The sequence below is a fragment of the Lysinibacillus sp. NPDC093216 genome (assembly GCF_050280325.1).
In the GTDB taxonomy this organism is placed as follows: Bacteria; Bacillota; Bacilli; order Bacillales_A; family Planococcaceae; genus Lysinibacillus.
This window is the reverse complement of record NZ_JBNNVB010000002.1, coordinates 170,289-191,347: the sequence shown is the minus strand read 5'-3', so window position 1 is coordinate 191,347 and position 21,059 is coordinate 170,289. Positions and strand designations below refer to the sequence as shown.

Below are 21,059 nucleotides of genomic sequence, written 5' to 3'. Positions count from 1 at the left end.
ATGTTCGTTGCTATATACGAAATGTTCTGTCTATTCCGTTTGCGTATATGTTAATCTCTTAGAAGATTACTAACTGCTGTAACGAACGTGTTAAATTGTTGTAATCATAGTACGAAAAAAAGGTCTAGTCAACAGTATTTTTAGAATTGTTTGAACAATTTAAATAATTTACAAAATTTGAAATCGTTTTCATGCTCATTAAGTATCACTTTTATCTCGCTTTGGAGAATATTTTGACATTTTGTTCAAATTTTAATTTTTTTAATAATCCATTAATAATATTTCCAAATCCTTCAAAAGTAAGTGAATAGCTATTTCCTTACAATGTAAATAATTTTCTAAAGTACCCTGTCAAAAACACATGATCAGGATCGAATTGACTTCGAATGGCTAAAAATTTCTCGATATCTGGGTATAGCTCGTAGACATATTTAGCAGTTAAATGACTTAGCTTGCCCCAATGCGGTCGTCCTTTATATTTCTTCATCATCGTATGGACCCATTCAAAATAAGGCTCTTCCTGCATTCCTTTATACATATGAAAGGCAATAAACGCTGATTCTTGTCCTTGGGTAGGACTTAAAAAACCTGCTTCTCCCGCTGTCGTCCTACATTCTATCGGAAAATGTACATTAAAAATTCCACTTTTAAAGGTTGCGTGGATCTCCTCCATACATGCCTTAAATTGCGTTAATGGAATAGCATATTCACTTTCTTGGAATTTGACGCTACGTGGAGACGGATAAATTTCATAGCTTATTCCCGTTTTCTCCCCCTCCACAACATTGGCTGCTGCAAATTTACTCATAGCGCCACTTAACGAAGGTCTCCATTTACATAGCTCGGACATAGCAAAAAAAGCACCGTTCTCTACTATTTGAAGTTTCAATGTTTCGATTCTCTTATTCCAATTACTCTGATAAACAGGCGCTATAGCGTTCATACGCTTCACTTGAATGGTTTCACTACCCGGAAAATAAAACCACTCAACATGTCGATTCTGTCGAATATTTTCAGCAAATATCGCCAGCCCATTTTCTAACGTATCTCTTGTGCTCACATAATGTAAGCTATATAGAGGTATCACCTTAATCGTTACTTTTACAAGCACACCCAGCATCCCTAGCGAAACATGCAAAGCTTCAGATAAATCATCCATTCCTCTCACATGCTCACGATAAGTACCTGTACCATCTACAAAACCCCACCTTGTTACGGCAGAGGATAACGAACCGAGTGTTACACCTGTTCCATGGGTACCCGTTGACACTGCTCCTGCAATCGTCTGTTCCTGAATATCCCCCATATTTATAAGGGCAAATCCATGCTTCGCAAGCAATGGTCCTATTTCATATAAATACGTTCCGGCCCAAAGTGTCGCCTCTTGCTTCTCCTCATTCACAGCTATGAGCCCACGCATATTATGTAAAGAAAGTGCTATATGCTCAGGCATTGCCACAGCGCTAAAAGAGTGAGCTGCACCTGTGACACGAATCGTTTTTCCTGACTCACGTGCATGCTTCACGATATCCGTAACCTCTTCAATTGATCGGGGCAAGTACATCTCAGACGGAAATGAGATGACATTACCGGCCCAGTTTGTCCACTTCTCACCATTTTTCCACTTATCTATAGAAAACATTGACCATCCCCCCTATAGGTTGAATAAGCTCCTACATACTTGTCTCCTCTAATCCCATGTAGTTGTTGAAATCTTTCACAAAGTTCACCAGCCTTCGCATGTCGAAAATATAGCGTGTCCCCTACATTAACTTTTTTACGCTTTACTTTAACAGGTGTTTGAACTTCTCCTACTCCTTCTAGGCTAAGATATGAAAAAAAGGTAGGTTCATAGAATACTGGTAATCGATCAATATTAATTGCCCCAGACGCCGTATAACCGCCACCATGACAAACAACAATATTTTTTTCTGGCTTTCTTGTTACACGTAAAGCAAATCCAGCTGCCTTTTCTAGCTGTAGATGTGTAAATTGGTCAAACAAAGCTGGTGCATAAAATGCAGAGCCAACTGTAATTTCTGTTACTTCCTTCTGTTGTGCCGTGTATGCCATACTTCCTGAACCACCACCATTTACAAAGTGCAAGCTCGGAAAATATGCTTTAATATGCGCGATTGCTAATCTACGAAACTGGGTAACTTGCTTTTTAGCTTGCAATTGCATTACTTCAATCAGTTTTCCTTTAACAGCATTGGCTGGACGATTACCGACTCCTGCAATTTGAGCCTCATAGCCCATTGCTCCAACTACCTCAATAAATGCTTGATTTTTAATATATTCGAGGAAAGGTGTAAGTGACTCAAGTGAATGGAGCGAAGAGCGTTTCGTACCAAAATAAAGCAGCTTAAAATCATTGGATACATTAATATCAATACATACTTGCACACGAACGCCTAGCTCTTGCCCTAGCTCCGCCAAAAAATTGACATGTTCCCGTTTATCCACCATAAAAGTGACAGTTTTTCCCGCCTTTACGGAATGTAATAACTGACGAACAGCAGCTTCTTCCATCACCGGATATCCTAGTAATAAATCATCAAAATGCTGTTGCAGTAAAAATATTGTTTCCGCCGCTGTAAACGTCATAAATCCCGTCACATTGGGTAGACTTTTTTGTAAATAACGTAATATCTCCACAGAACGAACTGATTTCGTAGCGATACGTATATTTTTCTCTCCACAAGCATTGTGTACGGTTGAAATATTGTGATCCAATGCATCAAAGTCCAACCAAGCAAATGGACGTTCAAGCTTATGAAACGCGTGATCAAATCTAGAGGTCATGCTATCATTCCTTTATTTGTACTTTGTCTTTGATATTCTTGTTAAAAATTATATTTAGACAATAAAAAACAACCGTGGACATGTAATCAAATTTGCCTTCACGGTTGTTTTTAATAATGGACAAGCATTTAACTCACCTTTCTATTATTTTAAGAGATTACGAGGAGAATATGAAATCCGCTGCTAAATTTAACAATACTAGCAGATGTAAGCCTGCAATCAGTAATCCTTGGCGATTTAAACGCTTCATAGCTGTCATATTCATATAGACCACTCTCCTTTTTTTCACATTATACTCTCAGAAAAATCAATTTTCAAACTATTCGTAATATTAAAATCGAATCATTTTTCTGACAAACAGGCCCAAATATGGCATGATAAAAGTGAAATTATACCTATAGGGAGAGTGAAAAGGTTGAAAAAGGCTTTATTAGTCATTGATTACACGTATGATTTTGTCGCTTCTGATGGAAAACTAACTTGTGGAGAGCCCGGTCAAGCGTTAGATAGAAAAATTTCATCCTTAATTCAAAAATTTATTACTGAAAACGAATTTGTCGTTTTTGCGAATGATCTACATGAGGAAGATGATCCGTTCCATCCTGAAACAAAGCTATTTCCTCCACATAATATTCGCGGCACTAAAGGACGTCATTTATTTGGGCAAGTTGGCGAAATTTATAACCATCACAAGGATAAAGTTTTGTGGCTCGATAAAACTCGCTATAGCGCATTTGCCGGAACCAATTTATCGATTTTATTGAATGAGCGAGGAATTAAAGAAATTCATTTAGTTGGAGTTTGTACTGATATTTGTATTTTACATACAGCAGTTGATGCTTATAATTTGGGCATTTCAACTGTTGTTTATGCAGATGGTGTTGCAAGTTTTGATGCTGCAGGTCATGAATGGGCATTACGTCATTTTGAACATACATTAGGCGCAACAGTTTGTTAATTAATCAATTTGCCTTGGCGTCATTGTAGTTTCTTTGCTACAGAAAAAAATACTTACAGATATTTTTTGCGCAAAAATGAAGCGTCAGAAAATGACTTTTGTCTATGCAAAATCGAAGCGTTAGCATAAGCTGAATGAAGATAAAAACCTTATTGAGAATTTGTAATAATTACTAAGAAGCAAGACGCGTAATATACTCCATTCAGGGCATAACTAAATAATCGCCATTATATCTTAGTTTAAGGAGATGAAAAAAATGATTAGCTTCATTTGGTATTTAATCATCGGCGGAGTATTAGGTTGGTTAGCTGGCGTCATTTTAGGTAAAAATGTACCCGGCGGCATCATTGGGAATATTGTTGCAGGGGTTGTCGGTTCGTGGATCGGTAGTATGGTTCTTGGCAACTGGGGTTGGCGAGTTAGTAATTTTTACGTATTCCCCGCATTAATCGGTGCTGTCGTGCTGATCTTCATCGTAAGCATTATTTTAAAGGGTATGCGTAAAGCAACCTAAATATGTAATAAAGAGCCATCATTTTTGATGGCTCTTTACATATATTTTTGAAAATAAAATGATTAAGGAAATATTTTGATGTGGCATCGCTTTACATGAGTTTGTCGAGTCCCTTTTCGCATGTAAAATATCCATTATCGAATTTCCTTTTTATAACTACAAATAATTTAAATTACATACCAGGAGATGTGGTTGATTGGAGTGAAGGCAGGGCGACTCCTTAGGGATCAGCGTCACAGATGAGACCTGAAGCGAGTAAAGCGGCTCATCGGACGCCCCCAGGAAGCTTGCTCTGTGCGAAAGCGTAGCGACAGCAACAACAAAGCGCCCTGTCGAAACGGAAATCAACCCCACGCTTTGCCAAATTGCAATATTTTTTATGGTATTTTACTTTTCTTTATAAACGATTGCTTCCTTTAACTCATCATGATAGTCATTATACAAATTGAAATAATGTAACACCTTTTTCACATATTCATCACTGTGATTGTACTTAAAAACAGCTTGCTTTATATGACCATCTGCTGCACCATTTTTCGATAAATAGTTCGCGGCACTAAATATAGCGTCCTCAATATCATAAGGATCTGCTATACCATCTCCATTTGCATCTACACCATATCCTCCATATTTTTTGATGGTTTCTGGATTCATTAATTCAGCCTTCGATATATCCCCTTTTCCTAACCCTGAGCAGGAAGGATGTTGCCAGCCGACAAAAGTACAAGGCATAAATTGCATAGGGCCTTCTGCCCCAGCTGGTGAAACGAGCGATTTCATTGAGGAAAATCGTGTTTCAATTCGATGATGTGCGGCAAGTAAAGTCCAAGGTACGCCGTATTTCTCTTCCGCTGCTACATAGATGGGAATATATTGCTCAGGAATGTTCATATCGAAATTTTGTTGGATTTCTTCTAGTTCTTTTTGCTTTGCTAATTTTTCAAATATAGGTAACGTTTGTAGCTCCTTCCATGCAAAAAAAGCGAAAACACAAACAGTTATCGCTATTGGTATTAATAAAGCTATCATGCCTAATTGAGCGGAAGGCGATAGCATCGGTTTTTTCTTCTTTTTTTTCGCCATATGTCACACCTAATCTTTTATTCTATTTCTATATTACCAAAATTCTCGAATCTATAGCAGATTTTTCAGTATATAATTACCACTACTTTAATAGTTGAAAAGGAAGGTAAAAATATAGTAAAATATAATTCGACTATTTTATATGGATAATAATAGGAGGAATTTATTTTGTGGAAAGACTTTAAAGAGTTTGCTATGAAAGGCAATATTGTCGATCTAGCAGTAGCAGTAGTAATTGGTGGTGCTTTCGGTAAAATTGTTACTTCCTTAGTTGCAAATATCATAATGCCATTAGTCGGTGTCTTAACTGGTGGTATTGATTTAACAGAGAGCTTTGTGTTTGGCTCAGGAGATGCGAAAGTTAAATTAGGCGAATTTTTACAGTCAATCCTTGACTTTTTAATAATTGCATTTGCAATATTTATGGCATTAAGACTTATGACAAAGCTAACTCGTAAAAAAGAAGAGGCTGTTGTGGAAGAACCAGCACCAGAATTGGATGCTAAAGAAGAGCTTCTAAAAGAAATTCGAGATTTATTAAAAAAAGAACAAGCTTAAAAAGAATCTGTCTAATTACCACTACTTATCCGAGGTAATAGACAGATTCTTTTTAGGTTCTGTTAAATTTTAAGTAAAAAATCTTAGGAACTTCCAAAATAAAGATGATCTTAATCGAGAAGAAATTCAATATATATCAGATGTTTTAAGTTGATTCAGTACCCTTACAGCAACTTTAGAATAGTCTTCTTCAGATTCAGCTTTTTCATAATTAAACCTTTCAGTTTTTTAGTAGCACTCCGTATCCGACCTCACTCTCATCCCACACCTGAAGGATTGGGCTTTTCCGTTCGAAAAATCTGAAATTAGTATAGTCAACTAATAAAGGTGACAATTTCGAATCATTTTCAGCTTCATTTATCAAATTCCTGTATAAGCCATACAGAAACATCTTTTAGCATTCCTGTTCCACCTTTTCTTCCCTCCTTTATCTCCTACTATTCCTAGATGATTTAATATAAATAATCTCGCTAATTTTCTGAAATTATCTTGTCCTTCTTTAGTATACATGTTAAATTGGTAACAATTATTGAGAATATGGGGAAAAGAAGGTTTAATAGACTCCCCTTTTATTATGATGAAGAAAAGAGTGACGACATGACAAACAGCAGAAGTATTGAAACAAAACTTGTACAACTTGGGAATTTAAGTGATCCTAGAACAGGCGCTGTCAGCCCACCTATCCATTTATCGACAGCTTACAAACATACAGGTATCGGTGAATCCACTGGGTTTGATTATGCACGTACAAAAAATCCAACTCGCGCTCTATTAGAAGAAGGAATTGCAGATTTAGAGGGCGGAGATGCGGGCTTTGCCTGTAGCTCTGGGATGGCTGCTATTCAACTAGTTCTATCATTGTTTAAGCCTGGTGATGAATTAGTGGTGCCTGATGATTTATATGGTGGTACATATCGACTTTTTAATTTCTTTGAAGACACATATAATATTAAGCCTGTCTACTCAAAATTTGAATCAGTTGAACAGGTAGAAGCATTAATCAATGATCATACACGTGCTCTATTTATTGAAACGCCAACAAATCCGCTTATGCAGGAATTTGATTTGCAAGTATATGCTGAATTAGCTCATAAGCATGGAGCATGGTTAATTGTCGACAATACGTTTTATACACCCTATTTCCAACGTCCAATCGAATTAGGTGCAGACATTGTCATTCATTCGGCTACTAAATATATTGGCGGACATAATGATGTGTTAGCTGGTTTAGTTGTCGCAAAGGGTGCTGAATTAGCCGAACGCATTGGCTTTATTCATAATGGTAGCGGTATGGTTTTAGGTGCAATGGATTCCTGGTTACTTATTCGTGGATTAAAAACAATGCATCTTCGATTAAAGCAGCACGATGCGAACGCCAAAGCAATTGCCGCATATTTAGAGGAAGAAGAGCTTGTAACAGACGTGCTATACACAGGAAAAGGTGGCATGCTTTCATTCCGCTTGGAAAGGGCGGAGTGGATTGACCCATTCCTTCGAAACTTGAAGCTAATAACTTTTGCTGAAAGCCTTGGTGGTGTTGAAAGCTTTATTACGTATCCTGCTACTCAAACACATGCAGATATGCCTTATGAGGAGCGTATTGAACGTGGAGTATGTGACCGATTACTGCGCTTCTCTGTTGGCGTTGAAGAGGCTGAAGATTTAATTGCGGATTTAAAACAAGTATTTGATATCCTTAGAAAAGAGGTTAAAAATGAAGCAGCATATTGAAACAAGCCTCATTCACTCAGGTGTCCGTGACGGCTATGAAAATAAAAAAGGTGCAGTCAATGTGCCTATGTATTTATCATCTACTTTCCATCAGGAGAGTATCGATGAATTCGGTGAATATGATTACGCACGTTCTGGCAACCCTACGCGGGATGCATTAGAAAAAGCAGTATCTGAACTAGAAGGCGGAGTACGTGCCCATGCATTTTCTTCTGGGATTGCTGCTGTATCTGCAGCATTAATGCTATTATCTCAGGGAGATCATATTGTCATTACGGAGGATGTTTATGGTGGAACATACCGCTTCGTCTCCAAAGTATTACCACGCTTCGGTATTTCCCACACTTTCGTTGATTTCACAGATTTAGCGGCAGTAGAAGCAGCCATTACACCAGCTACAAAGCTACTCTATATGGAAACACCGTCAAACCCAACACTTGGCATCACTGATATTCGCGGAGTAGTAGCACTTGCCAAGCAGTATAATTGCTTAACATTTTTAGACAATACGTTTATGACACCTTTACACCAACGTCCACTTGAGCTAGGTGTCGATGTTGTAATTCATAGTGCTACAAAGTTTTTATCTGGGCACTCTGATATTATCGCGGGATTGACAGTAACAGCTGACGCGAAGCTTGGTCAGGATTTGTACTTTATCCAAAATTCATTTGGCAATATTTTAGGTGTACAGGACTGCTTTACTCTATTGCAAAATATTAAAACGACAGATGTGCGATTTAGTCGTTCTACTGAATCGGCACAAAAGATTGCGGAGTTTTTAGCCGCAAGTTCTCTTGTTGAGCAAGTATACTACCCAGGACTTGCAACACATCCTGGCTATGAGATTCATCATAGTCAATCAACTAGTGCAGGTGCAGTACTATCCTTCCGCCTACCAAGCTATGAAGCTGCAAAAGCGCTAGTAGAAGCGATGAAAATTCCAGTTTTCGCTGTCTCTCTTGGTGGCGTTGAATCGATTTTATCCTACCCTGCTAAAATGAGTCATGCAGCAATGGAGCCTGAGGAGCGTGCAAAACGTGGTATTACTGATGGATTATTACGATTCTCAGTGGGACTTGAGCATGTTGACGATCTGATCGCCGATTTCGCTCAGGCATTGGAAGTGATTGCCGCAAAGGCTATATAAACAACAAAACAACCGCGTTTCCTATTTACGGAAACGCGGTTTTGTTCATTAAATGTACCTTCTATATGTTTATGCTTAACAATCAGTTGTTCACACGAGCTAACACTCTATATAAATAATCTCCATGTCCCTTCGCCAACGTTACTTCTTGTTCATCTGTTATCCAGTAAAGTGAAAATTCAAAGCCTGCTTCGTTTACGCCTGTCGGGCAATGCTTCCAAGAATCTCGTTTTTCATCTGTCGTTAAATGATAAAAATAGCGTTTTTGTAATAGCCCTGAATGATGATTAAAATAATCCTGGGCAATTAACCCCTTCACTTCTAAATAGGATAAACCTGTCTCTTCAAACATCTCTCGTGTTACTGCCTCTAGCGGCGTTTCACCTTCCTCTACCGTGCCTTTAGGAATTTGAATTCCTGCTCCTTCTGTATTTTGCTCAAATACTAGCACTTGTAACTGACCCTCATGCTCTCTCGTAATATAGCCAAATGCCTTTTCAACAACTTGCATGAAGTCATCCCCTTTCGCGTGATTTGATGTTACAATAAATAGAAAAATTGGAATAGCAGGTGAAAAGTATTGATATCAATTATACGGCATATGCAAAAGAATGGCATCATTTTTGTGCAAGAAATTGCCAAAAAGAGTTGGCATCAAACATACAAAGGCATTATCCCAAATGAGATTCAAGATCGTTTTTTAGAAGCTGCTTATTGTAGTGATCGGTTACTAAGTCGCTTAGAAAAAAGTCTATTTTTAGTTGCTTTACTTGAAGAATCAATAGTAGGCTTTGCGAATTTTTCAAATGTTGTAGATGGTGAAGCAGAACTTTACTCAATATATTTACTTCCTGAAACTCAGGGCAAAGGAATTGGTACAGCCCTATTACAGGAAGTGATCAAAATGCTTCCAGATTTAACATCACTTTTAGTTTGTGTAGAAAAGGAAAATACGATTGGCATGAACTTTTATCAAGCGAAGGGCTTCAAGATATTGAAGGAGTTTGATGAGTTATTTGATGGTCATTTATTAAAAACAGTTAAACTAGGCTTAAATATAAATTAGTGTAACGGAGCTATAACTTACTCCGTTACACATTTTTTATGTAATCTATGCAAGATTGATTTGCTCGGATTGAATGACAAGTGCTGTTAAGCCTGAATCACTCCTGGATTCATGTGCTTCTCCTGTTTGCCAAAGAACACCTTCCCCAGACTTTATCATTACTTTCTCTTGATCCTCACCGCAAACCCATCCTTCACCCTGAATCACAATAAATAACTGTGGTACAGGCGCTTCATGCATCCCAACAACACCACCAGGCTCTATATAGATGAAGCCAATATTTGCAGGTTCCACCGTTTTCATGATTTTCGTATAAAAAGCATCTATCGATTGATAATTATTAATTTGATTGGCCAATTCTTGTGTGAAATTATATTTTTTCATGTCAGCATAGTTCCCTTTCAATTTTTTAATACCATCCTGTACATTAAAACATCATCTATATATTCATTGTCATGTAATTTAATGTCATTTATTTTTCTTCCTTCTTCAATAAATCCCATCTTTTTATAGAGCGCAATAGCCCTTTCGTTTGTTGAAAATACGCCAAGACTAATTTTTTCAATATAAGGGTTGTGCCCTGCCCATTCTAGTAACTTTTCAATTAAGAGCTTGCCAATCCCTAGACCACGATATTTATTAAGCACCATCATGCCAAAGGTACCTGTATGTGCTAATCGTTTTCTTTGTGGCGATTGAAATACAAGCCAACCAACTACTTCTTCTTGATATTGTGCAATAAAAATTGTTTCTCGTTCATTTGCTAATTTCACTTGTATCCACTCTCTTTGGTCATCAATCGTTCGCTGAAATTCATCAATTGTAGTGATTAAGTAAGTTTCTTCTGCTAAAACTTCTTTTTGGATTTCCAACAAGGCTTCAGCATCTTCTTGATAAGCAACTCTAATTTTGATTTTTTCTATCATTAACCCACTCTCCTTTTATACTTAAGAATCCTTTTTAGATAATTCATTTAATAAACGGAAATTACGATTGTCTATCGTAAAGTCTTATTTGGAGAAGTAGAGAACCCCAAGGAGACTATTTTAATGATTTCTAGTCAGATATCTTTGGAAGTTTTTTAAGTCCTTCGCTAAAAATTCATTTGATAACCAAGAATTTTTTGTCATAATATCTTCAACAAAATTAGAGAGAGACGTTTTATCTAACTGACTAAAATGATTTGAAATCACTGTATTTTTGACTGTTTCTTGCCAGTCATTATAATTCTCAATTTTCTTTTGTACTAGATGTGATTGATTTGTATAAATGGATTTAACTAGTTGGTTATAGTCTTTGAATGCTTCAAGAAGTGCGTCTTGATCCTGTTTTTCAGTAGCTGCTACTATTTTATCTTTAAAGCTCTGCCATTTTTCAGGGAAGGCTTCTTTCACAAGATCATCGATATGAATATAATCATCAGGTGCATGTACTAAAGGGCCCTTTTCGATCGCATAAACTACTTTGCCATCGTCGTTTTTAACGCCATTGACAGCAAATTTTGCAATCGTTGTCATGGCATCCATATAATCTTTTGCCTGTTGCCCTGTTAAATAGTTATCTGCAATATATTGTGCTTTTTCTAAACCAAGTGAAATCATAGCTTGACGTTGTTCTTCAGTCATATTGCCAACATCGTGCACTAAAAAGTTTTGAGAAATTGTTGAGTATGTAGCATCAAGTACTTGCTGACTCGCTCCATTTAAACTATTGACAAGCTTTTCATTTGTTTGAATATGCGGAATAATTATAGCAAGAACATTATGTTCAATCGCTTCGTCAAATCGCGCCTGCTGTTCCGCACGAATAGCTTGATGCTCCTCACTTTCAACAAAATTTAATTTCCCACCATCCTTAAAAATTGAAGCTATTTTTTGAGCTATTTCGTCTGGTACATCTTGCAATTGAATTTGATTATCGAATAATTTACGTGCTTCCGCTCCGATTGTTACAGCATCCTGTTCTTTTTTTACTGTTCGAGAATTCCCCCCCTTAGTTTGAACATTCGTTGATTGAAGAAAATTTACCGTATTAGTATAGGACGTTATCTTCATAATAAAAATGTCTCCCCCCTTTATTTGTGTTAAAGACTATATCGGATAAATTACAAATAATTGAAGATAGAATAATAATTGGTCATTTTTATAATTCCAAAAAAATAAAAAAACCCAGAATAATTTCTGGGCTTGATGACACTTACTTTTCTAGCTGATTAAAACTGACGGGCTTTTGCTTCACTTCTCAAGATACGGTTATGGAGGGTAATCTCCGTTTCACCATTTACTTGAGATTTTGAGCGTTTAATCCTTGACCAGTTGCGGTGGATTTTTTGAGATTTTGGGTCTAATTGTTCGAACCTACTCATTTGCCATCCTCCTCATCAATATAGATTTCATAAGTGAAACCTTTTTTAGTATGACCTTGCAATAAAATATTATTCAGTTTTCTATCACCATTAACCCCACACTTCTTGCAATGTACTTCTAAATAGCGCATCTAATTTTTGTGTAGGATCATCGACTTTAACATGAAGATTTTTACAGTATGTCTCAATATGCATTATTTCTTTATCTAAATACTCATTAATACTTTCAATTCGAGGCTCCATATTCAGTTCATCACCTGCCATCTTTCTCTGCAAAAGTTGCTGAATTTCCGTTTTTAAAGGGCCGTCAGAAATGATTCATTTAACAATTCCTGAAAATCAATTGGTGGAACCGTATTGTTTTTCTCGATCCATTTACATGCTAAAATTGGTCTGAGGACATAGAAATATTTTTTTATTTTTACATCAGAGCCCTGTAAATACTCACAATAATTGTTTTTTGCCATATTTAAATAGTGATATAAGCTTGCATTTGGATAAAATACTTCTTTTTCTAATGATCGTACATTGTCAATAAATGAAAATTGTTGGTCATAAATAATATTGCTTCGTAGCCATTCTAAAAGAGGTGGATTACTTTTGCGAAATAGCCTTAATGCTTTTGTTATTTCCCAACCACTAATATCCAACAAATCATTGATTGGTACTTCAATAACATCCCTCTTTGCCCCAATCCCTTGAGGGTCTATTGAAAGATACCACTGAGGTTGATGAATATATATGAAACGAACATCATAATCACTATCTTTAGAAGGAAATCCCCAAGCACGACTACCCGATTCTACTGCATATAAAATTTTCACTTGATACTCATTTTCAATTTCTTTTAATTTACTAAGTATTATTTCCTTCATATAAAAACCACTTCCAAATGTAATTTTTAAAGCATTTGTCCTATATCAACTATACCTGTATTATCATATACTCTTAGTTGATTTCGACCGCTTTCCTTTGCAATATAAAGTGCTTGATCCGCCTTGTCAAGCAGCTCGTAAAATGTTGAAATATTTTCAGAATGACCGTATCCTGCGATGCCAATACTCACTGTCACATTGATTTCAAAATCATCCGCAATATAAGGATGATCTTCAACATGTTGCCGGACTCTTTCCGCAATTTCCACTGCACTCTCTAGCGTAGTATTTGGAGATAAAATGACAAACTCCTCTCCCCCATACCTTGTAACAATGTCGATTCTTCGCACAGAATTTGTAATGGTGTTTGCGACGTGCTTTAGTACTTCATCACCGATTAAATGTCCATATGTATCATTGACCTTTTTGAAAAAATCAATGTCAATCGCTATACACGAACAATGGTTTTGTTCTTCTAAACATTTCTGAAAAGCAAGCTCCCCCTGTTCAATCAAATAACGACGATTATACAGCTTCGTCAACTGACAGGTAATCGATAATTCTTTTAGCAAAATAGTATCTTTTCTCACCTTGTCGCTCATTTCATTGAAGGACGCACAAAGCTCCTGAAATTCTTGCGCATATGGCGTCAGCTGTTGATCATCTATTTGATATTCATAAAAACCTTGTTCTACCTTTCTAACACCTGTAAGAAGCTGCTGGATAGGTTCTTCAATTCTTTTCGAGAGATGTAACATCATTTTAATCATAAAAAATGACCCTACTACTAAACAAATGGTTATCCATAAAAATCTATTGATTAATGGTTTATAGGCCTCTAACAGACCAATTTCTGATATGATAAACCATTTCCCTCCATTTATAGGCTTACTCTTAGCAAGAATCCACTTATTATTCGCGTCTTTATAAAGCTCGAGACCGCTTGTTTTATTTTTTAAGGCTGCGTTTAGGATATGCTTATCAACTAAATAATTTCCTGAAGATCGTTGTTTTTTATTGTTAAATTCAGAGAGCATAGTACCTTCTTGATCTATAATATAAGCATGACCTAAAAAGCCCACTCTGGATTCTTGCAGCAGTTGATCGATGGTGTCTAAATTTACTGCGCCAAAAACTACACCATTGAATTGTTGCTGTGCATTAAGAATCGGTGAAGCAAATGCAATAATAGGCTGCTTTGTAACTTTACTTATTAAAATATCTGTTATGTATGGTTGTTTCGTTTTTTTAGCAATTTGAAAATACTTACGATCATTTACATCCACACTAACACCAGATGTATTATTTTCTGTAACTGTATCAAATTGCACGATGCCCTCTTTATTGACGAATATTAAGTCTGTAAAATCTGTTTTTTCTTTAAAATCTTGAAAAAAAGCTTGTGATTTTTTATAATTAAAGGCCTTTATAAAATCTAAGTTAGCTAATGTATGTATATCACTGGATCGCTCTGATAACCAGCTTTCAAAAAAATATGTTTGGGTATCCAAATAATATGTCATCTCTTCATTTTGATGTTGAATAGTTTGCCGATATTCAATATAAAGCGTTGGAATAAAAATACATAGACCAATAATAAAAGTAATCCAAACAAGTGCTCGATGAAGCTGACCTTTTATCGTGTTTGGATGTGGAATCATTTTTAAAACCCTCAAAGCATTTACCTCCAAATAATCCAAATATTTCCTTAAAATGGGCAATGAATAGTATTTTATTCATTAAAAATACCACAACCGGGTGATTGTGGCAGTGAGAAATTTAACTTCTTTCAGCAAATTGTACTGAAAGTGAAACGGCAGTTACAATTATTTTCTGTAGCGAAAGCAAAACGTCAGCTACAAATGTTTTATTTAACGTAAGTCATAAAATTTATTGCAATAAAATTTGGAGAATTGTAATAAATACTGCCGCGACAATGGGCACTATTTTCAAAGAGGTGTAGCCAACTGAAGATGTACATATTGACTCTAACGGATCCTTCGTTGGTGAGGCTAAATACTGAAGAAAACGTTGCCAGCGACTTTTCTTATATTTCATCAACTGCTGGGGAATCTCCACTTTATCATCATCTAAGCTGTCTTTTAACCATTGTTCCTTTTGAAATTCATCCTTAAGCATCGAAATCCTCCTTTAGCTCTTCCTTTAAAGTCCTTATCGCGTTATGTAGCCTCGATTTAACGGTACCAAGTGGAATGGACAAAATTTGTGCAATTTCCTCCTGTGGCAAATCATGATAGTAAACGAGCAAAATAACAGCTCGTTGCTTATCCGGTAAGCGAAGAATCGCTTCTTGAATCGTTAATTTCTCGTCAGCAGACATTCGATGGCTTGACGTCGGTACTAAAAACGGGAAGAGCGTGCGCCATTTTTTACGCCGATTTAATTTATTAATCATTAAGCGATAAGCAATTTGAAATAAAAACGCCTTAATCGTTCCCTTTTGCTGGTCAAAATCTGTTTTTATATATTGTAAACGCTCAAAGGTATCTTGCACAATATCAATGCTTAGCTGATCTTCCCGAGTATAGCGAAATAAAAAGCAGTACAATGGCTCATACAAACGATTATAGAGCTGTTCAAAGCCCTCTACTTCACCGTTTTTATAGGCCTCCATCCACTCCTCATTACTCATCATCTAGCTCATCCCCCCAATGAGCCTTAATGGATTTTAATGTCACGGAAATACGTAGTACCAAATAAATTACTATAATAATGATCCAAACTTGTGATTGATTTGTAAAGAATTGCACATAAGAATTTTCAATTGTTCTTCCACAAAAAAGTAATATGTTTAACGCCTGCACACAGAAAATTGTATAAACCGATAAAAAAAGTGTTAGCGAATCAAATACATTCCAACGCAAATAAATCGTTGTTTTTTTATAATTTATTTTTCCATGTTCACGAACAATATATTTTCTATCCATAGGAATCATAAGCGTTAATATTATTATCATCATTATTCCACTAACAACCAATGACCAAATAAATCCAATTGGCAAAGGAATCACCTACCTCATTCTAAATACTTTTTTGGCAATAACCGCTAACGCCAAGCTAATAACTGCTAAAATTATACAATATTGATATTGCGGAAGCCATGTTTCGTTAATTAAATTCAAGTACACTTGCAAGCTATCATTTAAATAAAGCATTGGATTCCAGCTTAGAAAAATATAATAATCATGTGGATTTTTCCCTGCAAGTGTTAAAAACACCGTTGTCATCGTTACTGAAAACATGAATAAAATCATAATTGGCGTTAACATGCTTTGAGCTACTTTCTCATTTTTAAATAGACCTGCCAATATAAAGCTCAATGGATATAATGCCAGTAAAACAAAATTACTAATCAAAATAATCATAAAAAAAGATGAAAATGAAATATCAATGATGAAGGAATAGCCAATGAGTAGTAACACTAAAAATATATTTAATAATGTAAAAACACCGATTCCCATCCCAATATAGTAAGTGTGTGGCTTAACGCCTGTTCGCTGTACCCATTGAAACGTTCTATGGGCCTTCATATCTGCCAAATATATTGTTGCGCTAGAAAATGCAAATGAGAAAATTAACATTAAAATTGAAATTGGTAAAAACTGACCTTTAATCATAAAATCTATCGCATCTCCAGTCACTATATTTTTACAAATCACTGAAGTAAACATAAATATAAAGGATGGTAATAAATTCCCAATAGTCATTCCTGGATTGCGAATACTTTCTAACATATACATTTTTGCAATTTGTTTAGTCATCCCGCTTTTCCTCCTAAAATTTGTCCTGTCACTTCATAGTAGATACCTTCGATTCCAGGTAATTTCGCGTCAGTGTATTTTCTATAGAGTTCATCCTGTGTGCTATTTTCAATAAGCTTCCCTTCTTTTAAGATCACTACATAATCAAATAAAGGTTCTAACCCTGCCACCTCATGACTAATAATAATAATCATTTTGTTACGTTGACGAATTTCATCTTGTAAGTAAAACATCAATTGTTTTTTCTTTGTTAAATCTAAATCAGCAAACGGCTCATCTAATATGATGATTGGTTTATTTAATAAAAAAGAAAGGAAGATGGATACTGCTTTACGTTGACCGCCTGATGCATTTTTCAACAAGATGTGGTCATAAGTTGGCAATCCTAATATTTCATATAGCTCTCCCAAATCATTTTTATTGTTCGTCAATGTAGTAAAAAGAGCCAACACTTCACGAATTTTAAGATGCTGATAACTCGAAAAAAATTGGTATTGTAACGCAACTTGCTCTTGTACATTTTTAGACGAATCATTGAATAGAATGGTACCACCATCAGGTTTTACATCTCCAGCTATACATTTTGATAAAGTAGATTTACCCGCTCCATTCTGACCTAATAATAAATAACAATAGCCCAATTTAAATGTGGCTGACACACCATCCAAAACGTTCACACCATTATATTTTTTCACAATATCCTTCACAATAAGTTCCAAAATAAACCCTCCCTTTTTATATGTTCACTGACTATACAAATGGGGATTGTAAAAGGTTCATTTTATTTTTTAAAAAAATGAAATAAAATTATATGTTTCTATATAATGATTTTTTATGTAAAATAAATAATTATTGGAAATTAAGTAAAAACAAAGGTATTCCACCCTAACACGATGAGTGGTTAGACGAAATTTTCTATTGTTTTTACTTCACGATTAATAGAATACTAATTAAGGGAGTTACTGAAGTGAGCGATTTTGAAGAACTTAAGTATTTTTTAGGGCCACATTTTGGTCCAGAGATAGACTGGGAGCTAATCGAATACGCTGTTATTGATCATCGACAATTAAGTAAAAAAGGGCGATCCAAATTCAAAGAAGAGCTCCTTTATATGAAGCAACTTTTAGAACAAAATCAATATGATAAATTACAACAGATTATTGAGAAGCATGATTTAGAAGATACAAAGCTTTACGATATAGAAAAAATACAAAGATTTATTGATGAGGTTCTACCTATTATTGAGAAATATGAGTATAAGAAAGGAATTCCTTATGTCCCTTTTAAAGCTTTAAATTATTTGTTTGATAAAATTATCAATCCTACTAAAACATTTTTATCTTTTGACTTTATTGCTATAGATATCAAAAGAGAAGGAGATACATTTATACATCATATTTTGCAAGATTTACAAAATGTAGAAAAAGCCTTTATAGAGCAAGATGAAGCAAAGATTCAAAAGTTACAACAACTTTCCAGAGAAAAAGGTGTTACTATTTTTGAATCACAATATCGAGATGAATTTATCCAAGTAGTAACGAACGAATTAAGTTAATAAACAAGTATGTCCTATAAAGAGAATTGACTACGAATAATAGCCACTGTATAGCTCGCTCAGCCCCCAGAATATATTTGATCCATAAAGTAAAATTTCAACTCATAGTGATTTTTCTACTGATAATATGTAAAGTTTATCGAGCTAATACGCTTTAGTAATTGTCAACTCCTAGCGTTAAATTTGGCGAGTTTTATTTCTTTCTCTTTTTAACAATCGGACACGACAAAAAGGCCTCTCACAAAGGAAAGGTCTTTTTGTTGTTTAAGATTTTATTATTTTCCAAAATTCAGTTCCATAGCTTTTATTATTAAATTCAACAGATGTTTGTGTTTTCACTAAATTCTCACCAACGTCTATTTTGTTGACCTGATTTTGTAATGGTGAGCCAAATGAAAATTCCAGTTGTAAATCAGTAAGGTTAAACAAAATTGAATGCACTGTTCCAAAGCTTTCTTTATAATTATGAACTGATAATCCACTTGGAAACTCTGTTAAAAGAAGTTCTTGGATTTCATCAATAGATCTTTTTCCACTTTCCTTAAATTTCTCCTCTAAAATATCATACCTTAATTGAGAATGCTCAAGCTTCCCTGGCTCCATTTCTTGTATTGCGGAAAATAGGCCATGGTTAGTTGCAATAAGATAATCAAGTTCTGCACGTTTTACTTCTTTAATGCCGTCATATGTTCCAATCAAAGCCGCGTCACCATTTGCATCAGCCAAAAGTAAATTCATATTCGTTCCTACTGGCATATTGTTAACCATATAAATTGCTTCTTCGACATTTTTACAATTCTCTAATAAGGCTCTAACAATAACCATAAACTGTAACCCAGGTACTACTGGAGGTCTCATACCAGGATATTTGCCAATTGGCATACCACATGATGCATATGCAACACATAGCCCCTTCTCATTTAAGCCTTCACTTCGACCGAATGTTGAAACAGAAAATCCTGTATGAGTATATTTCCCTTCAACACGAGTAGTACATAAGCGCATATCCGAAATATCAGGTGATAAATCATAATTTCTTAAAACATATGTTTTACCATCTACCATCTTTCCAGGTAAAATAGCCCCTAAACTACATCCCCCAGGAATTAACCACGCATTTTGATAAAAATTTAGTTGTTCAGGCTCATAGCCAAAGCCTTCTGCAAAGCCTTCTAATTCTTTATTTAAACCTGGGCAATACTGCTCTATTTGTGCTTGCATTTGAAAGTAAGCTTTGTCCGAAGTTAATTTTTCCGTAAAGAATAGCGATTTTGCAAAAGGGTTATTTTGAAATTCTCTCGCTTGTGATTGTCCAATCTCATATGAACTACCTTTAAGAAATGCAAACTGTCCTGTATTTGTTTTCATCGATATACCCCGTTCTATATTTTAGTAGCAAGACATTTCTTACCTTGCTAAATACAGAATAAAGTCTCCATCTACTGGAGAGTTTAGCTAGTTTCTTAGTTTCACAAATACTTTTGTCAAAAAATCATTTGGATGTAGCTCAATATTTGGTTTAATATTAATTGGATTAACTACTTCAGTTGGTATTAACCCCTTTATGTACTGCTCCATAAAAGTCCCTTCTGCTTGGAGGGATTGCTCAGTCAGCCATTCCTGCAAGCGACTATAGCCAAAATGTAACTCTGAATACGGTCCCTTTACATTTATACAAGCATACTCGCCTTCTGGTATTACTTTAATATACTCCCCTTGTTGAGTTGCTTTTACTGGTAACAGAAGTTCAACATCTGCTATATTTTGGTTCCTGTCCTGTTGGTGGAGAATTGCAACAAGCTCCCCATCTTTCTCAAATTGATACGCATAGATTCGTTCAAATAATTTTTGAACTAGCTTATCCATTTCAATAATATGTATCTTTTCACGGATGGAAAGCACCTGTGTTTTTGGTCGTTCTTCTATGTAACAACTTGATAATATTGGCTTTGGATTAAACGTTTCAGTGTTCCTTATAGAATTTTTCACTTGGACAATATTTTGAATTAGTTCAGCGATTACTTCTTGTTGATGCTCTAATTCCTGAACTTTTTCATTTAATCTCATCTCTAAATCTTGCTTATCATTTTTCCCTTTAATAATCTGTTCAATTTCGTTTAATGAAAAATGGCAATGTTTAAGTACCTGTATAGTCTTCAGCTCGTTTATTTTATCGTAATCATAATAACGATAACCTGTCACTTGGTCTATAAAGGATGGCTCAAGTAACCCAATATCACTATAATAACGAATAGTTTTTATAGGAACATTGCACAGATTCGAAAATTTCCCAATGCTATACATAATAAAACCTTCTTTTCAAATGTTGTTGAATTCGATTAACCGCATAGTTATTACTATATCGTACGATTGTAATGTGGTAAATGTTTCAAATTCAATGTCATTATCACAACATGACAAACGTCCTCCCTAGCCCAAAAAGAGTATGCTCTGATTTGAGCATACTCTTTTGGTTAAATATTATTTATGAGCATTTCTAATACTTTATATTACTGCAATGAATGTTTGCACTGTTAGTTCGAATGAGCATTATCTTTCTTCCGCGAGTATTCGCCCTGCTTCCGCGGGTATTCGCCTTGCTTCCGCGGGTATTCGA

General features: G+C 35.4%; 23 protein-coding genes and 1 pseudogene. 7 read left to right on the top strand and 17 right to left on the bottom strand.

The window, feature by feature from the left end; translation table 11 throughout:
- Positions 1 to 319 precede the first annotated feature (319 nt).
- Entirely contained in the window at positions 320 to 1,642 is a 1,323-nt protein-coding gene (locus tag ACQKOG_RS03390; RefSeq protein ID WP_370080439.1) for a D-arabinono-1,4-lactone oxidase, read from the bottom strand.
- Positions 1,630 to 2,805 carry an amino acid deaminase/aldolase gene (locus ACQKOG_RS03385; RefSeq protein WP_370080441.1) on the bottom strand — a complete coding sequence of 392 codons (1,176 nt, stop codon included), beginning with the start codon at positions 2,803 to 2,805 and terminating at the stop codon, positions 1,630 to 1,632. Before ACQKOG_RS03385 ends, ACQKOG_RS03390 begins: the two co-directional genes overlap by 13 nt.
- Before the next feature lie 415 nt (positions 2,806 to 3,220).
- Between ACQKOG_RS03385 and ACQKOG_RS03380 the strand changes: the two genes are divergently transcribed.
- Both ACQKOG_RS03380 and ACQKOG_RS03375 read left to right on the top strand, forming a co-directional pair.
- Positions 3,221 to 3,763: a cysteine hydrolase family protein gene (locus ACQKOG_RS03380; RefSeq protein WP_427445030.1), complete on the top strand. Its 543-nt coding sequence runs from the start codon at positions 3,221 to 3,223 to the stop codon at positions 3,761 to 3,763.
- A gap of 256 nt (positions 3,764 to 4,019) precedes the next feature.
- Complete coding sequence (locus ACQKOG_RS03375; RefSeq protein WP_370080445.1) at positions 4,020 to 4,277, top strand: GlsB/YeaQ/YmgE family stress response membrane protein; 258 nt, start codon at positions 4,020 to 4,022, stop codon at positions 4,275 to 4,277.
- A 387-nt stretch (positions 4,278 to 4,664) separates the two neighbouring features.
- On the opposite strand, the gene ACQKOG_RS03370 is transcribed toward ACQKOG_RS03375, so the two are convergent.
- Positions 4,665 to 5,360, bottom strand: coding sequence for a lytic transglycosylase domain-containing protein (locus ACQKOG_RS03370; protein WP_370080447.1), 696 nt, complete (start codon positions 5,358 to 5,360; stop codon positions 4,665 to 4,667).
- A 168-nt stretch (positions 5,361 to 5,528) separates the two neighbouring features.
- On the opposite strand from ACQKOG_RS03370, the gene mscL reads away from it, so the two are divergent.
- From mscL to ACQKOG_RS03355, 3 genes are all read left to right on the top strand, one after another.
- On the top strand, positions 5,529 to 5,918 hold the full coding sequence (gene mscL, locus ACQKOG_RS03365) for a large conductance mechanosensitive channel protein MscL (RefSeq protein ID WP_402871254.1): 390 nt from the start codon (positions 5,529 to 5,531) through the stop codon (positions 5,916 to 5,918).
- Between the two features lie 597 nt (positions 5,919 to 6,515).
- A complete protein-coding gene (locus tag ACQKOG_RS03360) occupies positions 6,516 to 7,649 on the top strand; it encodes a methionine biosynthesis PLP-dependent protein (protein WP_370080451.1) in 1,134 nt (377 codons plus the stop codon).
- Entirely contained in the window at positions 7,633 to 8,799 is a 1,167-nt protein-coding gene (locus ACQKOG_RS03355; protein ID WP_402871257.1) for an aminotransferase class I/II-fold pyridoxal phosphate-dependent enzyme, read from the top strand. Before ACQKOG_RS03360 ends, ACQKOG_RS03355 begins: the two co-directional genes overlap by 17 nt.
- Before the next feature lie 82 nt (positions 8,800 to 8,881).
- Here ACQKOG_RS03355 and ACQKOG_RS03350 read toward each other — a convergent pair whose 3' ends face one another.
- A complete protein-coding gene (locus ACQKOG_RS03350) occupies positions 8,882 to 9,310 on the bottom strand; it encodes an NUDIX hydrolase (RefSeq protein WP_370080455.1) in 429 nt (142 codons plus the stop codon).
- 69 nt (positions 9,311 to 9,379) lie between these two features.
- Between ACQKOG_RS03350 and ACQKOG_RS03345 the strand changes: the two genes are divergently transcribed.
- Positions 9,380 to 9,865, top strand: coding sequence for an N-acetyltransferase family protein (locus tag ACQKOG_RS03345; RefSeq protein ID WP_370080457.1), 486 nt, complete (start codon positions 9,380 to 9,382; stop codon positions 9,863 to 9,865).
- 45 nt (positions 9,866 to 9,910) lie between these two features.
- Here ACQKOG_RS03345 and ACQKOG_RS03340 read toward each other — a convergent pair whose 3' ends face one another.
- The 11 genes and pseudogenes from ACQKOG_RS03340 to ACQKOG_RS03290 form a co-directional block, all read right to left on the bottom strand.
- A complete protein-coding gene (locus tag ACQKOG_RS03340; RefSeq protein WP_370080459.1) occupies positions 9,911 to 10,270 on the bottom strand; it encodes a cupin domain-containing protein in 360 nt (119 codons plus the stop codon).
- On the bottom strand, positions 10,267 to 10,791 hold the full coding sequence (locus ACQKOG_RS03335; RefSeq protein ID WP_427445024.1) for an N-acetyltransferase family protein: 525 nt from the start codon (positions 10,789 to 10,791) through the stop codon (positions 10,267 to 10,269). The genes ACQKOG_RS03340 and ACQKOG_RS03335 overlap by 4 nt, the downstream gene beginning before the upstream one ends.
- A 120-nt stretch (positions 10,792 to 10,911) precedes the next feature.
- On the bottom strand, positions 10,912 to 11,919 hold the full coding sequence (locus ACQKOG_RS03330) for a hypothetical protein (RefSeq protein WP_402871262.1): 1,008 nt from the start codon (positions 11,917 to 11,919) through the stop codon (positions 10,912 to 10,914).
- 158 nt (positions 11,920 to 12,077) lie between these two features.
- Positions 12,078 to 12,230 (bottom strand): YpzG family protein, encoded by a 153-nt coding sequence (locus ACQKOG_RS03325; protein ID WP_082172689.1) that lies wholly within the window; start codon positions 12,228 to 12,230, stop codon positions 12,078 to 12,080.
- 90 nt (positions 12,231 to 12,320) lie between these two features.
- Positions 12,321 to 13,105: pseudogene (locus ACQKOG_RS03320) on the bottom strand (nucleotidyltransferase domain-containing protein).
- Between the two features lie 26 nt (positions 13,106 to 13,131).
- Entirely contained in the window at positions 13,132 to 14,781 is a 1,650-nt protein-coding gene (locus ACQKOG_RS03315) for a sensor domain-containing diguanylate cyclase (protein ID WP_370080469.1), read from the bottom strand.
- 214 nt (positions 14,782 to 14,995) lie between these two features.
- Complete coding sequence (locus ACQKOG_RS03310; protein WP_370080471.1) at positions 14,996 to 15,244, bottom strand: hypothetical protein; 249 nt, start codon at positions 15,242 to 15,244, stop codon at positions 14,996 to 14,998.
- A complete protein-coding gene (locus ACQKOG_RS03305) occupies positions 15,237 to 15,740 on the bottom strand; it encodes an RNA polymerase sigma factor (protein WP_370080491.1) in 504 nt (167 codons plus the stop codon). Before ACQKOG_RS03305 ends, ACQKOG_RS03310 begins: the two co-directional genes overlap by 8 nt.
- A gap of 10 nt (positions 15,741 to 15,750) precedes the next feature.
- Positions 15,751 to 16,137 carry a group-specific protein gene (locus tag ACQKOG_RS03300; protein ID WP_370080473.1) on the bottom strand — a complete coding sequence of 129 codons (387 nt, stop codon included), beginning with the start codon at positions 16,135 to 16,137 and terminating at the stop codon, positions 15,751 to 15,753.
- The gene (locus tag ACQKOG_RS03295) at positions 16,138 to 16,887 is read right to left on the bottom strand and encodes an ABC transporter permease (protein WP_370080475.1); all 750 of its coding nucleotides are present in this window, start codon (positions 16,885 to 16,887) and stop codon (positions 16,138 to 16,140) included.
- Complete coding sequence (locus tag ACQKOG_RS03290; protein ID WP_370080477.1) at positions 16,884 to 17,606, bottom strand: ATP-binding cassette domain-containing protein; 723 nt, start codon at positions 17,604 to 17,606, stop codon at positions 16,884 to 16,886. Before ACQKOG_RS03290 ends, ACQKOG_RS03295 begins: the two co-directional genes overlap by 4 nt.
- A gap of 248 nt (positions 17,607 to 17,854) precedes the next feature.
- Between ACQKOG_RS03290 and ACQKOG_RS03285 the strand changes: the two genes are divergently transcribed.
- Positions 17,855 to 18,442, top strand: a complete 588-nt coding sequence (locus tag ACQKOG_RS03285) for a hypothetical protein (RefSeq protein ID WP_370080479.1) — start codon at positions 17,855 to 17,857, stop codon at positions 18,440 to 18,442.
- 264 nt (positions 18,443 to 18,706) lie between these two features.
- Here ACQKOG_RS03285 and ACQKOG_RS03280 read toward each other — a convergent pair whose 3' ends face one another.
- Together ACQKOG_RS03280 and ACQKOG_RS03275 are read right to left on the bottom strand one after the other, a co-directional pair.
- Positions 18,707 to 19,810, bottom strand: a complete 1,104-nt coding sequence (locus tag ACQKOG_RS03280; RefSeq protein WP_427445016.1) for a C45 family autoproteolytic acyltransferase/hydolase — start codon at positions 19,808 to 19,810, stop codon at positions 18,707 to 18,709.
- A gap of 87 nt (positions 19,811 to 19,897) precedes the next feature.
- Positions 19,898 to 20,746, bottom strand: a complete 849-nt coding sequence (locus ACQKOG_RS03275; RefSeq protein ID WP_427445013.1) for a MerR family transcriptional regulator — start codon at positions 20,744 to 20,746, stop codon at positions 19,898 to 19,900.
- Positions 20,747 to 21,059 lie beyond the last annotated feature (313 nt).

What these genes read in the sequence shown, in the direction of transcription:
- ACQKOG_RS03330 (WP_402871262.1), bottom strand. Translation starts at nt 11,919, where the DNA reads ATGAAGATAACGTCCTATACTAATACGGTAAATTTTCTTCAATCAACG.
- ACQKOG_RS03375 (WP_370080445.1), top strand. Translation starts at nt 4,020, where the DNA reads ATGATTAGCTTCATTTGGTATTTAATCATCGGCGGAGTATTAGGTTGG.
- ACQKOG_RS03390 (WP_370080439.1), bottom strand. Translation starts at nt 1,642, where the DNA reads ATGTTTTCTATAGATAAGTGGAAAAATGGTGAGAAGTGGACAAACTGG.
- ACQKOG_RS03280 (WP_427445016.1), bottom strand. Translation starts at nt 19,810, where the DNA reads ATGAAAACAAATACAGGACAGTTTGCATTTCTTAAAGGTAGTTCATAT.
- ACQKOG_RS03275 (WP_427445013.1), bottom strand. Translation starts at nt 20,746, where the DNA reads ATGTATAGCATTGGGAAATTTTCGAATCTGTGCAATGTTCCTATAAAA.
- ACQKOG_RS03325 (WP_082172689.1), bottom strand. Translation starts at nt 12,230, where the DNA reads ATGAGTAGGTTCGAACAATTAGACCCAAAATCTCAAAAAATCCACCGC.
- ACQKOG_RS03385 (WP_370080441.1), bottom strand. Translation starts at nt 2,805, where the DNA reads ATGACCTCTAGATTTGATCACGCGTTTCATAAGCTTGAACGTCCATTT.
- ACQKOG_RS03350 (WP_370080455.1), bottom strand. Translation starts at nt 9,310, where the DNA reads ATGCAAGTTGTTGAAAAGGCATTTGGCTATATTACGAGAGAGCATGAG.
- ACQKOG_RS03370 (WP_370080447.1), bottom strand. Translation starts at nt 5,360, where the DNA reads ATGGCGAAAAAAAAGAAGAAAAAACCGATGCTATCGCCTTCCGCTCAA.
- ACQKOG_RS03305 (WP_370080491.1), bottom strand. Translation starts at nt 15,740, where the DNA reads ATGGAGGCCTATAAAAACGGTGAAGTAGAGGGCTTTGAACAGCTCTAT.
- ACQKOG_RS03295 (WP_370080475.1), bottom strand. Translation starts at nt 16,887, where the DNA reads ATGACTAAACAAATTGCAAAAATGTATATGTTAGAAAGTATTCGCAAT.
- ACQKOG_RS03310 (WP_370080471.1), bottom strand. Translation starts at nt 15,244, where the DNA reads ATGCTTAAGGATGAATTTCAAAAGGAACAATGGTTAAAAGACAGCTTA.
- ACQKOG_RS03335 (WP_427445024.1), bottom strand. Translation starts at nt 10,791, where the DNA reads ATGATAGAAAAAATCAAAATTAGAGTTGCTTATCAAGAAGATGCTGAA.
- ACQKOG_RS03360 (WP_370080451.1), top strand. Translation starts at nt 6,516, where the DNA reads ATGACAAACAGCAGAAGTATTGAAACAAAACTTGTACAACTTGGGAAT.
- ACQKOG_RS03355 (WP_402871257.1), top strand. Translation starts at nt 7,633, where the DNA reads ATGAAGCAGCATATTGAAACAAGCCTCATTCACTCAGGTGTCCGTGAC.